11 protein-coding genes and 1 pseudogene are annotated in these 13,244 nt (G+C 52.7%); 4 read left to right on the top strand and 8 right to left on the bottom strand.

Translation table 11 applies throughout. The features are described 5' to 3' along the window. Nucleotides 1-96: 96 nt before the first annotated feature. Nucleotides 97-636 (top strand): annotated as a pseudogene (locus tag AM590_RS21430) (7-cyano-7-deazaguanine synthase); the annotation flags it as partial. 109 nt (nt 637-745) lie between these two features. On the opposite strand, the gene AM590_RS19915 reads toward AM590_RS21430, so the two are convergent. Both AM590_RS19915 and AM590_RS10855 read right to left on the bottom strand, forming a co-directional pair. Next, nucleotides 746-1,096, bottom strand: coding sequence for a hypothetical protein (locus AM590_RS19915; protein WP_082677713.1), 351 nt, complete (start codon nt 1,094-1,096; stop codon nt 746-748). A 352-nt stretch (nt 1,097-1,448) separates the two neighbouring features. Further along, nucleotides 1,449-2,645 (bottom strand): tyrosine-type recombinase/integrase, encoded by a 1,197-nt coding sequence (locus AM590_RS10855; RefSeq protein WP_058827499.1) that lies wholly within the window; start codon nt 2,643-2,645, stop codon nt 1,449-1,451. 489 nt (nt 2,646-3,134) lie between these two features. Between AM590_RS10855 and AM590_RS10850 the strand changes: the two genes are divergently transcribed. Next, nucleotides 3,135-3,635: a hypothetical protein gene (locus AM590_RS10850; RefSeq protein ID WP_058827497.1), complete on the top strand. Its 501-nt coding sequence runs from the start codon at nt 3,135-3,137 to the stop codon at nt 3,633-3,635. 191 nt (nt 3,636-3,826) lie between these two features. After that, on the top strand, nt 3,827-4,138 hold the full coding sequence (locus AM590_RS10845) for a hypothetical protein (RefSeq protein ID WP_058827496.1): 312 nt from the start codon (nt 3,827-3,829) through the stop codon (nt 4,136-4,138). A 446-nt stretch (nt 4,139-4,584) separates the two neighbouring features. Here the strand turns inward: AM590_RS10845 and AM590_RS10840 are convergent, their stop codons facing one another. Genes AM590_RS10840 through AM590_RS10815 form a run of 6 tightly spaced genes read right to left on the bottom strand, consistent with a single transcriptional unit; the run spans nt 4,585 to nt 11,096 of the window. Continuing rightward, complete coding sequence (locus AM590_RS10840) at nt 4,585-6,279, bottom strand: aldehyde ferredoxin oxidoreductase family protein (protein WP_049917677.1); 1,695 nt, start codon at nt 6,277-6,279, stop codon at nt 4,585-4,587. A 54-nt stretch (nt 6,280-6,333) separates the two neighbouring features. Then, complete coding sequence (locus tag AM590_RS10835; RefSeq protein ID WP_049917678.1) at nt 6,334-7,056, bottom strand: ABC transporter ATP-binding protein; 723 nt, start codon at nt 7,054-7,056, stop codon at nt 6,334-6,336. Nucleotide 7,057: 1 nt separating this feature from the next. Then, nucleotides 7,058-7,819: an ABC transporter ATP-binding protein gene (locus AM590_RS10830; protein ID WP_004967686.1), complete on the bottom strand. Its 762-nt coding sequence runs from the start codon at nt 7,817-7,819 to the stop codon at nt 7,058-7,060. Then, complete coding sequence (locus tag AM590_RS10825; RefSeq protein ID WP_253805928.1) at nt 7,812-8,837, bottom strand: branched-chain amino acid ABC transporter permease; 1,026 nt, start codon at nt 8,835-8,837, stop codon at nt 7,812-7,814. Before AM590_RS10825 ends, AM590_RS10830 begins: the two co-directional genes overlap by 8 nt. Then, nucleotides 8,837-9,736 (bottom strand): branched-chain amino acid ABC transporter permease, encoded by a 900-nt coding sequence (locus AM590_RS10820; protein ID WP_004967688.1) that lies wholly within the window; start codon nt 9,734-9,736, stop codon nt 8,837-8,839. Before AM590_RS10820 ends, AM590_RS10825 begins: the two co-directional genes overlap by 1 nt. 28 nt (nt 9,737-9,764) lie before the next feature. Then, complete coding sequence (locus AM590_RS10815; protein ID WP_082677712.1) at nt 9,765-11,096, bottom strand: ABC transporter substrate-binding protein; 1,332 nt, start codon at nt 11,094-11,096, stop codon at nt 9,765-9,767. A 241-nt stretch (nt 11,097-11,337) separates the two neighbouring features. Between AM590_RS10815 and AM590_RS10810 the strand changes: the two genes are divergently transcribed. Then, entirely contained in the window at nt 11,338-12,576 is a 1,239-nt protein-coding gene (locus tag AM590_RS10810) for a hydroxyacid-oxoacid transhydrogenase (RefSeq protein ID WP_049917679.1), read from the top strand. The last annotated feature ends 668 nt before the right edge of the window (nt 12,577-13,244 follow it).

Genomic DNA, 13,244 nt, shown 5'->3' with positions numbered 1-13,244 from the left:
CTCGTCGTCGCAATCACCAACTACGAACGTGGAGACAATCCGGGAAGTACCGTGATCACGGTGTGAGAACTCTTCTATGACACCCTCGTTTCTCTATTCAACGAGTTGATTGCTACGGCGACTGAGTACGAGATCTCCGTCACTAACCCGTTTCTTAATGAGACCAAGACAGAAGTTGTCGAGCGAATCCTTGATGAAAGTATCGTACGAAAAGCGGTGTCATGTCCTCACCATGGGAAACAAAATGAATACGATCTCGACAACTGCGGACAGTGTGTTCCATGCATCATCCGGAACATCGCAGTTCTTGAAAGTCAACACTCAATTTCGACAGATGAGTTGAGTATCTGCAACTGGGAAATAGTCGACTTCGAGGATGAATCGATGCCACCGATTCAGCCGGTCACACTCCCAGAACGGAATGATCCAGACACATTCTTCCTTGCTTTTAACGAAATTGCGCACCTATGTCGCTCTATTCGTCATCGTGAGCCAGCAGAAGTAGTTACTGAGTACCCTAAGATTGCGTCCCCTGAGACCTACGACTTATACCAACGCTTTGCCGAGGAGTTCTACAGTTGTCTTGAGTCCTTAGAATCTGTCAACTCAACGGCTGGCTTACTACTCTCATCTTAGCGTATCTACTTTCGATTCTGATAGGTACGAACCTCGCAATAGTTGAAGTCTGGCGTTTGAAGCTTTCTTCGTCCAGTGGACACGCTAGAGAACTCGCCAACCTGTGTTCTCAGATGAATGAACTGTGGATTTTGACTCGGAGAGCAACTGCCCCAATTGCCGTCCCACCATACAGTAGCCAGTCAGTTGGACCAATAAATTCGGTCTGAGTGAGTAGAGGCAGAGCGAGGAAGACACCAATGACAAATCCTGCGAGATAGCCGAACGACCAGTAGCGGGACGCATCGACAGTCATCACGGCGGTAAAGATTGAGAGGACCACGAGTCCTGAGAATAATCCTGATGGGAGTAGTCCTGCGTCAACAAGTGTTGGAACAACTCGACCAACGATGACGCCAACAATCAGTGCCCCGACAACACTCTTGACACCTCGTTCGTATCCGTGTTCGACACCAGGCATGTGTCTGGAAGCATCCGTATAGTGAAAAGAGTGTTTCGGGTAGAACACCAATTCAAGCGCATTAGTAGATGAGAACGAATCACACCACCGAATATTCTAGCTTTGATAAACACCGGAAGTCGTTCATACGAGACACAGAATAGAGTCGTCAGATCTTTTACTCCCAATTTGTATCGCTCTCAGTAAGATTTTCTAAGTGTGACTTGTCGTTGGATCGTGCGCTGATGTAGACCATGATAATCTCTTTCTTGGCTACCTCGTCTACACCTCGACGAAATTCATCATCAATTCGGTAGTTGTCAAAATAGAATGCCCAATACTCGCGCTCGCTAATCACGAAGATGAAAATTTATTATTCAAACGCCGCCTCCAATTTCTCATACATCCTTCTCCGCCGAGCCTTCCGCTCTTGCTCTCTCGACAGGTAGTTCCGAAGCACAACCTCCGTCGAGGAACTCCCCTGATCTTCAGCAACCCCCTCCAATCCCTCAAGCACCTCCCCAACAGCTTCCTGATACGCCGAGTACCAGAATCGCCGTCCCATCTTTGGCGTCGGTGTAGCACCATCAACAACCACTCCAGCAATGTCAGCAAGCTGTTTGAACCGACGACGTATCGTACTAACTGACACGTGTCCCGTCGACGACGACCGAGACGGAAACAGATATCCGTTCCAGTTCTCACGGTCAGAGAGCGCACCAATCCGATCAGCGACGACGTCGACGCCATACAACAGCGTCACTTCACCTGGACCATTCTTCCGCTCTCCATCACCGAACGACAGATGCGGATCATCAGCATCCAAGACCACCTGGTCGACGTGCAGCGCAGCAACCTCGGAGGGTCGTAACCCCCAGCCAGCCAGCGCAACGACGAGTAACTCCGCTTCGGGCGAATCAACCTCGCTATAGATGCGACGCACCTGCGATGCCGACAATGCCTGTGGGTCAGGCTCACTCGCTTCCCAACCGAACTCTTCGCCAGCCTCTGCAAGTGGGTTGTACTTCGCGTACTTCCGGCGCTTCACGAAGGCGTACCACGCTCTCGCGACGTGCAGGTACTCCAGTTTCGAGCGGTCGGTCGATAATTCCTCTTCGAAGACGTCGAGGACGGCGAGACAGCGCTCTATCTCCCTCGGTTGCTGGTCTAACTTAGACAGCGGTTCGAGCAACGCATCAGTCCCGTGAAGTTCTCGATACGTCCGAACCCACTTGGCTAACCTCGTCCGGTGGGTCTCGACGGTACTCTTTGCCCGTCCACCACGGGTTTCTATCGACGTGAGATACGCTTCGAGTGCGTTCACAGTAGCGTCATGGTCGACGTTCCACTCCCACTCGTCAGAATCCTCGTCTTCGAGGCCGACGACGTCGACGAAGAACTGCTTGGGCGTCAAATCGTGATGCTCGCGTAACGCGTACGCGATGCCACTGTATCCGTGTTCGGTGAGCCATTCGTAGGTTGGAACGTCTCGGTCTTCGTCGAACCCATCGCGATATCGCTTTGGCGCAATGTCTTGCCAGTAGACGTCGACGAGTTCGTCGAGATCCATACGCGACCAGTTGTAGCGACGACTGCGCGTCTTTGAGGCCGTGGATTCGTCCTCGGCTTGCTGGCTGATGGACTGCTTTGTCATACCGATTTACTGTCCGAAAGACCGTTTGCCGTATTCCGAAACGATTCTGAGCCAGTGAATTTCATTGGTCTCTGCTGTTTTTCACAGCAAAATAATACTTTGGCTTGTGCTGGAGTGGTCTAATTACTATGCAGCGTCCGCAGACTGAAGTAGAACACTCGAAACCACCTCTCTCATTCTCGAGTAACGAGCACGCAGACACGCGAAATTCACGCGGCACTCCTGTTGAAAGTGTGCTGAACACTCGAAATGACCCCTCCGTGAGATAGCCGTTTGGGTTAGCTGAAAAAGCGGACTAGTTGAAATCCTCACACCTTGACAGGAGCGGTGTGACACATGCAGAGGATGAGTACGGCACGGATAGTTTACTTCTGGATTTATGTCAGACCGTCTGCAAACGGCAGTATGGATTCGTTTTCTGACCCCGACGATTTGCGTGACCGAGCAGAGGTTTCATTCCACGATGAAGTCCGGCAACTTCCTGCAGACAAGTTCGAGTCCGTTGCAGAGGAATTGGACAGCCATGCGGTGGTTGGGATAACCAACGATGATGGGGACATACTGCTAATGAACGACGGCTCACACGGGTGGACACTCGTTGCGTTCCCTGTGGAACACGGAGAAGACTGGATGACTGTTGCTCAACAGAAATCAGAGGCACTTCTCGATGACACTGTTGTCGTTGAGAAAGTTGAGTTTATTCGCCGTGTCGTTTTCCAGTCTGTGGACGATGACTCCCAGCGGACTACGATGTATAACGTGGTATTTCGTGCCTCAGCAGATGATAGCGTAAGTGTCGAGAAAACAGTAGAGAAAGACGACTTGTCGCTGAGATGGTTTGACGGTGTTCCTGACGGTCAAGAGGGAGACGTTGCAGACGACATTCGGTACTTTTTGAGAAACTGAATTACCTGACCGACTAGTGCCCTGTATTCAGCACGGCCGCAGAGACCTCACTGAGTACTGTCAGAAACTGCGTGCAACAGACAGAGAGCTTCTTTCTATCTTGATCTTAAGACTGTCACCTGAGCAGTTTGTTATGACACGAATGGCTGGTCACAACAAAATTGTTCCTAGAGCGATTATCTCCGGTTATCATGACGACAAACAACGACAAAATCCAGTTTAGGGGGGCTGACGAGAAGCGTGCAAGTCAACGCCTCAGTGAGATGCGTCTGGGAGGGATTAACATCAGTGAACTCGCGCGAGAGGGTCTCAAGGAGAAGCTTCGTGAAGTACTCTCGAATGAAGAGCGAGTCGAGTTGCACCAACAGTACCTTGACGGAGAATTGGACGAAGGCGTTGCAAAGATCCTCATTGGAGATCTGCTCGAAGATATCGAGCGTGAACGCGAGGCAGTCGGGAAGGCGGAGACGCTCAGTACCGATGGCGTCTTCCAGAACGAGTAACGAATGGGTCAGACGAGATACGGCACCTTGTTGTTGTGGATACTGACGCAGTGGACGACGACGGCAAGTTCGTCGACTCATCTGAGACCACTTGTACCGACGCTCTCTCGTCTCGTTCTCTGAAACCTCCTCTTCAACCTCCGAACACTGGGAGTTGGATTGCTGATTCACGCCTGCTCATTGGCGAGTAACCCGCTCGCTGTGTGTTGGGGTAATTCTGAATGTGAGATTTTCATGACTCACTGACTTTCCCATAGTGAGTTGACATTTTGGCTGATGCAGGAGTGGACCATACACAACCGTAATTAGTAAAATTGGGCTGTTTCTCCCACTACGTATCATATATCATATACCGCTATACAAAACTGAATTTCGGCTGCTGCCCAAATTTCTGGAAGATGAACCCATTGTAGCTTCAGAAAAAGGGAGTCGTAACCGAAACGTAATCAGAGTGTTACTGATTCCACGGCGGAGTCAGGAACGACACCACTTTTGCTCCATCCCCGATGTTCGTAGTACTCGTCGAGTGCTGCTTCGAAGTCAGGTAAATCATACGGCAGACAGTCGTCATCGCGGTTGAACCCACGTTGATTGTTGAAGTGGCGCTCAAGAGTCACGATTCGCTCGCCTACTGACAAAAGGTCGTCAAAGTCGGCTCCGAACAGAGCTTCGAACCGCTGTGGACTCATGTAGTCCCGGGAAAATTTGCAGACAACACCGCTATCGCACAGTGCCATCAGGTTTTCACGCTCCACTAGGCGGTCAGACTTTCCAAGCGTTCCGTTCGGGTCTAACCCGTCTTTGGCTGGTACGAGCGGGTACTCAACGGAGTAGAACGTCGCGTACATGTGGTCTGCACCTCGGTTTGCAACCGCGTATGAGAGGCCCTGGCCTTGCAAGACCCGGCCTTCGTGAGCAGCGAAGTCCATCCCTTTGACCGACCAGTTTTCCACGCCTAACTTTGCATGTGCGCGGTCGATTCCCTCCGCGAGCGTATCACCGATTCCCTCTCGGTGGGCGATTTTCTCTACGAGTGACCAGATGAGCTCACGATTTCCAAATTCATCCTCTGCTTGGAGATATGCTGCAATCGTATTGCCTGTACTGATTGCGTCGAGGCCGTAATCATCGCACAGGTCGTTCGATTTCATCACATCGACGATGTCGTCGACACCTGCGTTCGAGCCGAATGCCATCGCAACTTCGAACTCTGGGCCCTCGGTTTCGACGCCGCGTTCCTCATCTCTCGTTGGGAGCTTACACGCAAACGCGCACGCAGAACACGTCCCTTTCTTGTATTTTTTCGCCTCGACAGCATCACCGTTGATACCATTGACTCCCTCGTACTGCTGCTCCGAGAAGTAATACGATGGAAGGCCATCCATCTCGTTTGCGAGGTCCATTACGGCGACTGTCCCCTGACGTTTCATGATGTGGTCGTCCGTCGCTGCTTCGCGGTGAATCTCCATCTGTGATGCAGGGACGTTGATGTCTGCTGAAGAGTCACCACCGAATGTGACTGCTTTCACATTTTTTGCCCCGAGGACAGCGCCGAGCCCACCACGGCCAAACGCACGTTCTTCGGAGGTCATGATCGACGCAAAGCGGACTTCGTTTTCGCCCGCCGGGCCGATAACAGCCGTCTGGTCTGCTCCGATACCGTACTCAGCGTCAAAGTACTGGACCGTTTCGGGGACTGTCGCACCTTCTAAATGGGTTACGTCCTCGAACTCGACACCATCGTCACGGACGTGGACCGCTACGAGTGACTCTGCATTACCGACAAACTCGACCGCACTGTAACCAGTGTCTGCGAAATTCCGCGACATGAAGCCACCCGCATTCGATGAGAGGAGCCCATCAGTAAGCGGGGAAACTGCAGTGGCATTCATTCGACCGGTGAAACTCATCGTGGATGCTTGCATCGGACCCGAAGTGAAGATGAGTCGGTTTTCGGAGCCGAGTGGATCTGCATCGAACGGAATCCGCTCGTGTGCGAGGTGTGTGGCGACTCCCCGTCCACCGATGAAGGTCTCTAACACCGGAGTGATATCTGACTCCTGCGCCTCAAGTGCGCGCAGATCAATTGTCAGTAACGGTCCTTCGTTGTGAAGCGTGATAGATTTCTTCGTGTTTGTCATGGTCTCAATGTGGCCTGTCGTCGTAGAACGTTCCGAATCGAACGGTGAGGGCGACTATGCGCCCTCGAAGATACGTCGAATGGTTTCGTGTTCGAGCAGGTTGTCCGGGTCCGTGATGTCGGCTTGAATTTCACCGCGCTCGATGACGTAGAACTGCTCTGCCGTCCGTTCAGCATATCGGATGTTCGACTCGGCGACGAGAATTGAAACGCCAAGGTCTTGGATTCGGCTGATACCCTGAATCAGCTGGTCTCGGACGGAAGGTGCCAGTCCCTCGAACGGTTCGTCTAGGAGGACGAGGTCTGGGTCTCCGGCGATGGCTCGACCGATAGCGACCATCTTTTGTTGACCGCCACTCAGTTGCGCAGCGGGTCGATCGAGGAAGTTGTTCATCTCCGGGAAGATTCCCGTGACACGCTCGACGATATCATCGAACTCCATGTCAGATCGCTCTTCAGTTCCCCAGGCTGCAATCTGGAGGTTGTCACGGACACTTAGATGTTCGAACAAACGTCGGTCCTCCGGGGCAATTCCGAGTCCAAGGGCTGGACGCTCGTGCGGCGGCTCGGCTGTCACATCAGTGCCTCGGACGCTAATCGTTCCAGACGAAGGAGTGATGAGTCCCATAATACTTCGGAACGTCGTCGTCTTGCCTGCGCCATTTCGGCCAATGAGTGCGACAGTCTCGCCTTCATCGACAGCCAGGGAAATACCGCGAAGTACGGGAACGTTATCGATCGAGGCGTGCAAGTCGTCGATTTCGAGTAAGGAACTCATCTCAGGCGCCCTCCTCGCGGATGTGTTCGAGCACTTCATCCGAATTGAGTACGGCTTCAGGCTCGCCCTCGGTCAGGATACGGCCATTGTGCAGTGCTACGACTCGATCGGAGTAATCAAGAACGAGTTGCATATCGTGTTCGACGAAGATGAGCGACGTTCCAGTCTCTCGGGCTGCATTCGTTGCGATGTCCATCACGTTTTCTTTTTCTTCAGATCCGACACCGCTCGTTGGTTCGTCGAGTAACAGCAGGTCCGGTTCGAGCGCGAATGACATCGCGATGTCCAGAATCTTCCGCTTACCGTGCGGGAGGTTCTCTGCTTTCATCTCCCGCATATTCGTTAGCCCGAACGTCTCAAGCACATCAAGCGCTTCTTCGTGAACCGCTTCGTCCCTCGAGAGTGGACGAACAAAGTCTGAGGTCTTACCGTCACGTGAGACTAGCGCGGCTTTGACGTTCTCGATAATGGTGAGGTCATCGTAAAGATGCGGAAGCTGGAACGAACGTGCGATACCTTCTTTCACCCGCTTGTAATCGGCGAGCTCTGAGATATCTTCTCCTTTAAACGTTATCTGTCCACTCGTCGGCGAAAGTGCCCCGGAAACGAGATTGATGAACGTCGTCTTTCCGGCCCCGTTTGGACCGATGACACCCACAATCTCGTCTGAGTAGAACTCGATGTCGACGTCGTCCGCCGCGACGACGGAGTCGAATGTTTTCCGAAGGTCGTTCGTCTCTAACAGTGGTGCGCGATTACTCATTATCGGATCCTCCGTAATGTCGGACTAATCGTTTGGCTCCTCCCCAGAGCCCGTCACTCCGGAGAGTCACCACGATCACGAACATGATGAACCCCATTGTGAACTGCCAGTAATTGGACACCAGTGCGACTGCGTACTCACGGAGCAACACATAAATTGTCGCCCCGACGAGTGGGCCTCCAAACGTGCTTGCGCCACCAATGAGGGTCATGAAGACAATTTGGCCCGAGTACGTCCAGTCGAGGATTTCGGGCGTTATGTGTCCAGAAAGGACACTGTACAGCGCCCCGCTGAAGCCAACGAAGAGTCCCGAAAGAAGCGTTGCATACCACCGGTAACGCTTGACTGGGATACCCATTGCGCGTGCGCGCTCGGGATTCTCTCGGAGCGTCTTTAGCGTTAAACCGAAGGGCGATTTCACGATGAGCCACGCGAACACAATTGAAAGCCCGAATGCAAGTACGACGATGTAGTAGTACAACTCGGTCAAGAACGTAATCACGGTCAGACTCTCGAACGCCTGTCCGAAGACGTGCGGTTGTCCAACACCGATGCCGTCGGTCCCGTTCGTAATGTTGTACAGTTTTGCCGCAAGCACGTACAGAATCTGTGCGAGTGCTAGTGTTAGCAGTGAATAGTAGATGTCGGACGTGTTGAGAGTCACTGCACCGATAACTGCTGCTACTGCGACCGCTGCCACGGCACCGAGGATGACGAGGATGAACAACTCTCGGATCCCGGTGTATTTCATCAAGAGGGCAACAGTGTACGCACCGGTTCCGAAGAACGCTGCGTGACCGAACGAGAGCGACCCAGCGTACCCAAAGATGATGTTGTAGCCGAGAACGGCGATACCGAGGATTTGAATCCACGCGATGAGGTTCAGATAGTACGGCGAGTCGACGAGGAACGGGAGTGCGTACAGTACGATGAACGCAACGAGTGCCACCCCGTACCAAAGGAACATCGTCGAGCCGTTGAATCGCTCTGTGATCGCTGACAAGCCTTCTCCACTCATCACTCAAGCACCCCTTTTCCACCGTAGAGTCCTTCGGGCTTGACGAGAATAATGCCAGCCATAATCAGGAAGACAATGGCGAGTTCGAGCTCTGGGATGTACGCGATGCCGAAACTCCGAATGAGTCCGATAAGGATCGACCCAACAATCGCGCCACGAAGACTCCCCAGACCGCCGATGACAACGACGGCGAACGCGAGGAGGATATACTCGACCGATAGACCCGGCGTCGCGGAGGCAAGTGGCATGAGTAGCGCACCGCCGAGCCCTGCAAAGCCGGTGGCGACCGAGAACACGACGAGTCTAACACGACTCACATCGACGCCCAATGCTTCGACCATCTCTTCGTCTTCGGCAATCGCCTGCGCGATTTTCCCGAGTTTTGTCCGTTTGAACAGCAAAAACGGGATAACCGCTGCGAGCCCGAAGATGCCGATTACAAGTAAGTTGTAAACCGGGTACGTATTGCCGAACATCGGGACCCTTCCCAAAAGTTCGAGCGGTCCCGAGATGCTCAGCGGCGATGAGCCCCAAACGAATTGCATAGCGTCCTCTAACATGAGTACGACGCCGAACGTCCCGAGTAGCTGGTAAGTTTCGTCAATTTCGAACAGCGGTGAGAACACTGTCCGCTCTAACACCGCCGCGAGTACGATGATGATGGCCGGTGCAGCAACCAACATCACGAGGAACGGCACGACGGGTGAGTCGACAATGCCGACTGCCATTTTCGAGAGCGATGCCGCTACGTAGGCCCCAAGCCCGAGGAACGCGGCGTGGGACATATTCATCAGGTTCATGACTCCAAACGTGAGGCTCAGGCCCAGCGACACGAGATACAGGATCGCCGCATAGTAGAGGCCATTGAACACGTATAGGAGGATATCTCCAGCTGCCATGGTTAGATAGTATGATGTGGGCTTCGTATTAGGGCATCTGCTCGATCCAGTCCATCGTCTTCACGCCGTCCGGCGGGTTGACGAGTCCGGCAGGAATCATCTTGAAGTTCTCCATGACTGCGAAATCATAGCCGTCTTTGTGCGTTGTGCGGCCGAAGAGTGCAGGTTCTTTCGCTTGGTGGTTCGGCATTGCAACACTTCCCGTCGGGCCCTGAATGGACGATCCTTCGAGCGCGGCAACAATTTGGTCCTGCGTGGGGTACGAGCCCGTGATGTTGTACGCTTTTTCGACGGCACCGACGTAGAACTTGATTGCTTGCCACATGTGATACGACGGGTAGATTGGGTAAGAGTCGTATTCGTTGTGGTACGCGTCGACAAACTTCCGTTGGACTGGGTTGGCACTCGCGTAATTGAATGCGTGGGGCCCTCGAGCACCTGTGATGATGTCTTCGGGCATGTCCTTCCCCATGTCCTGCAGTTCGTGTTCTGCGCCGCCGAAGATCATCTGCGTCTGGTCGAGGAGCCCTTGCGACTGTGCCTGTTTCGTGAACGTGACTGTGTCACCACCCCAGAAGCTCGAGAATATCACATCAGGTTCGGCGTCTTTCAGCTTGCTGATGTGTGTTGTGTGGTCTTTTGCGAGCAGCTTAGGGAACCGTTCCGCCACAATTTCGATGTCAGGGCGGAGCTTCTTGAGAGCCGCTTTGAAAATATTCATGTTGTCGTGACCCCACGAGTAATCCTGGTTAATTCCAGCAACGCGCTCGACGTCAGGCATATACTGGTCGATGTAACGCGCAGCACCAATTGCGCCGACAGAGAGGTGAGCTGACGTCCGGAACACGTACTCGTAGCTCTCTTCTTCGAAGAGTTGGTGGGTTCCTGCGTCGTAAATGAGTGTGAGTTGTTCAAGTTCGTCGACGACGGGAGCGACAGCGAGGGCGTCACCGCTGGAGACGAATCCGATGATAGCATCGACGTCATCTTTGGTCTTGAGACGGCGAACAGTACTCACCATCTGGTCTGTTCCGGCGGCCTCGTCGATGTACTGCGCGTCGATCTTACGTTGACCAAGGATACCGCCGTTCTTGTTAATGTCCTCAACCAACAGTTTGGCAGCGTTCACCGATGGTTTACCGAAGATTGACGCCGCACCGGAGGTGAAGGTGATGAACGCAATTTTCACTGGTTCTGATGTATCTGCCTCAGACTGCCCCTTGTTGTCGCCACTGCCGACATCTTTCGAAGCATCGTCTGAGTTTCCGAGTAGCGCACATCCTGACAGGGAAGTGGAAAGTCCTGCTGCACCCATACCACGAAGTAGTGTCCTCCGCGAAACAATGTCATTGTTCGACATACCAAGAGAGACATAAGTGCTACATAATAAATCTTGACATTCATGGAAATTGTTGCCTCATAAATCACCCTCGATTCTTCCCGTGAAGAATAGTACCTCATTTATCACGAGGGTCACAATTCAGCTAGACAGGCTCTGTATGTTCGATAATCTGCCTTTCCATGATCAGGAATTGCCAACTAGATTCTCTAATTAATGCCGGTAACAAATAGTTTAAGTATCTAAGTTAATCCGATATGGTATGTTCGAGCCAGACACAGTCTGGGAGTTTAGCATGGCGAATCGAGTGAAATTCGGGACAGGTTCGGTCTCGGAACTGCCCACTGAAATACGGAGCCGAGACGGTGATACTGCCCTTATCGTTACTGACGAGGGTGTCAAGGAGGCGGGTGTTATCGACCAGGTCACTGCCCCACTGCGCCAGCAAGAAGACATTGACGTGGAAGTATTCGCCGGTGTCGAACCAGACCCCTCGCTCAAAATTTTCGAGGCCGCAATCTCAGTCGCCCGCGAGATCGAGCCCGACGTGGTAATCGGCGTTGGCGGTGGGAGTTCAATCGACGTCGCAAAGACGACCGGTGTTGTCTATAAATACGGTGGTGAAATCTTAGACTACGTTGCTCCACCAACTGGGGATGGAAAACCCGTTCCTGGGCCGACGCTACCAGTCATTGCAATTCCGACTACCGCTGGCACAGGATCTGAGACATCACCTGTGTCGGTCATCTCGCTCCCTGATCGGAAGCTGAAAGTTGGTATCTCAAGTAAACACCAATATCCCGATCTGGCACTCGTCGATCCGTCACTGACCGTGTCACTCCCACCGGGGCCAACAGCTTCCTCAGGTATGGACGCATTGTCTCACGCTATTGAATCGTACACGACACGGCGATTCGACACAAAGCCACGCCCTGAAGACCCGGCAGATCGCCCTGATTACAATGGTCGCACGATTCTAACCGACCAACTCGCACGGAAAGCAATCGAGCTAATCGCAGACAACCTTCGTCGTGCAGTCAACAACGGTTCAGATCTTGAAGCTCGACGGAACATGTCATTAGCGAGCCTGATGGCTGGAATCGCCTTTACCAATGCTGGGCTAGGTGCGACACATGCGATGGCGTACCCGGTCGCTGGCGAACATCACACCCCTCACGGAGTGACGATTGCAACGCTTCTCCCGGCTGTCATGCGGTTTAACGCCACCGGTGCCTTCGACCGATACGATGAAATTGCTCGCCTGATGGGCGAAGACGTCGAAGGGTTGAGTAGAGATGCGGCCGCTGAGAAAGCGGCAACTGCAGTCGCAAAACTCGCTTCTGATGTGGGGATTCCCGAGAATCTCACCGAACTCGGCGTGACAGAAGACGAGATCGCTGCTTTCGCCGAAGACACCATGGAGATCCAACGTCTCCTCGTCGGCAATCCGAGACGTGTCGAACAGGTTGATGTTGAACACATCTTCCAGCAATCTCTCTAGGGTGGTCGCAACTTAGCGTTAGCAACAAAACCCTCAATCCGTCACAAGGTCAGCGTCAAGGTCCAGATTCCGTAATATCGTCTGGAGCCTCTACGAAGCACGAAGAGAACCCGTCCTCGCTCTTGTCACTTTTTGGTACTGTAGGTTGGTTCAGAGAGCGGACCACGTCCGGTTTCTTTGTTGGAGCTGCTGTATCCAATCGTTAATAAATCGAGATATAAAATGGCGAAGTTTTGATTCTTATCGTCACGAAATGTAGTCATCCTAAAAACAATTGGTTCAAAGACCCAGGACCAATCAGAGCATATCGTGGTCCCGAGATAAGCTAGAAAAAAGGTACGTCCATTTCGAAATTACAGAATAATGTTGCCCGTTTTTGCACTTTCCACTCGCATTCGCTCTTCCGTGTCTGTTGTGCAAAGCACTTCGGTGTGTTCCCAATACGAATTATTATTGAACGCGAACCTGCTTGCGTTTCAACCGTACTTGCTGGAGAATTGTTCTGAAAGCTGAAGGGGAGTCTAGTTCTCAATCCGAACGGTATAGAATCCGGCCAGAGATCGAGGCCTAGCCACATCATGAGGGTGTCATAGAACGATTAGCACACCAAAGAGCAGGGTGAATGCTGAGGTGGAATGAGCTCAGCGACCCTGCAAGATGATCCTTCG

It is taken from the genome of Haloferax sp. Q22, assembly GCF_001482285.1.
In the GTDB taxonomy this organism is placed as follows: Archaea; Halobacteriota; Halobacteria; order Halobacteriales; family Haloferacaceae; genus Haloferax.
The sequence above is the reverse complement of the archived record's forward strand: the minus strand, read 5'-3'. Positions and strand labels throughout refer to the sequence as shown.

Bases quoted from the DNA above. Each gene is read 5' to 3' on its own strand.
- AM590_RS19915 (WP_082677713.1), bottom strand. From the start codon at position 1,096: ATGCCTGGTGTCGAACACGGATACGAACGAGGTGTCAAGAGTGTTGTC.
- AM590_RS10855 (WP_058827499.1), bottom strand. From the start codon at position 2,645: ATGGATCTCGACGAACTCGTCGACGTCTACTGGCAAGACATTGCGCCA.
- AM590_RS10850 (WP_058827497.1), top strand. From the start codon at position 3,135: ATGGATTCGTTTTCTGACCCCGACGATTTGCGTGACCGAGCAGAGGTT.
- AM590_RS10845 (WP_058827496.1), top strand. From the start codon at position 3,827: ATGACGACAAACAACGACAAAATCCAGTTTAGGGGGGCTGACGAGAAG.
- AM590_RS10840 (WP_049917677.1), bottom strand. From the start codon at position 6,279: ATGACAAACACGAAGAAATCTATCACGCTTCACAACGAAGGACCGTTA.
- AM590_RS10835 (WP_049917678.1), bottom strand. From the start codon at position 7,056: ATGAGTTCCTTACTCGAAATCGACGACTTGCACGCCTCGATCGATAAC.
- AM590_RS10830 (WP_004967686.1), bottom strand. From the start codon at position 7,819: ATGAGTAATCGCGCACCACTGTTAGAGACGAACGACCTTCGGAAAACA.
- AM590_RS10825 (WP_253805928.1), bottom strand. From the start codon at position 8,837: ATGAGTGGAGAAGGCTTGTCAGCGATCACAGAGCGATTCAACGGCTCG.
- AM590_RS10820 (WP_004967688.1), bottom strand. From the start codon at position 9,736: ATGGCAGCTGGAGATATCCTCCTATACGTGTTCAATGGCCTCTACTAT.
- AM590_RS10815 (WP_082677712.1), bottom strand. From the start codon at position 11,096: ATGTCGAACAATGACATTGTTTCGCGGAGGACACTACTTCGTGGTATG.
- AM590_RS10810 (WP_049917679.1), top strand. From the start codon at position 11,338: ATGTTCGAGCCAGACACAGTCTGGGAGTTTAGCATGGCGAATCGAGTG.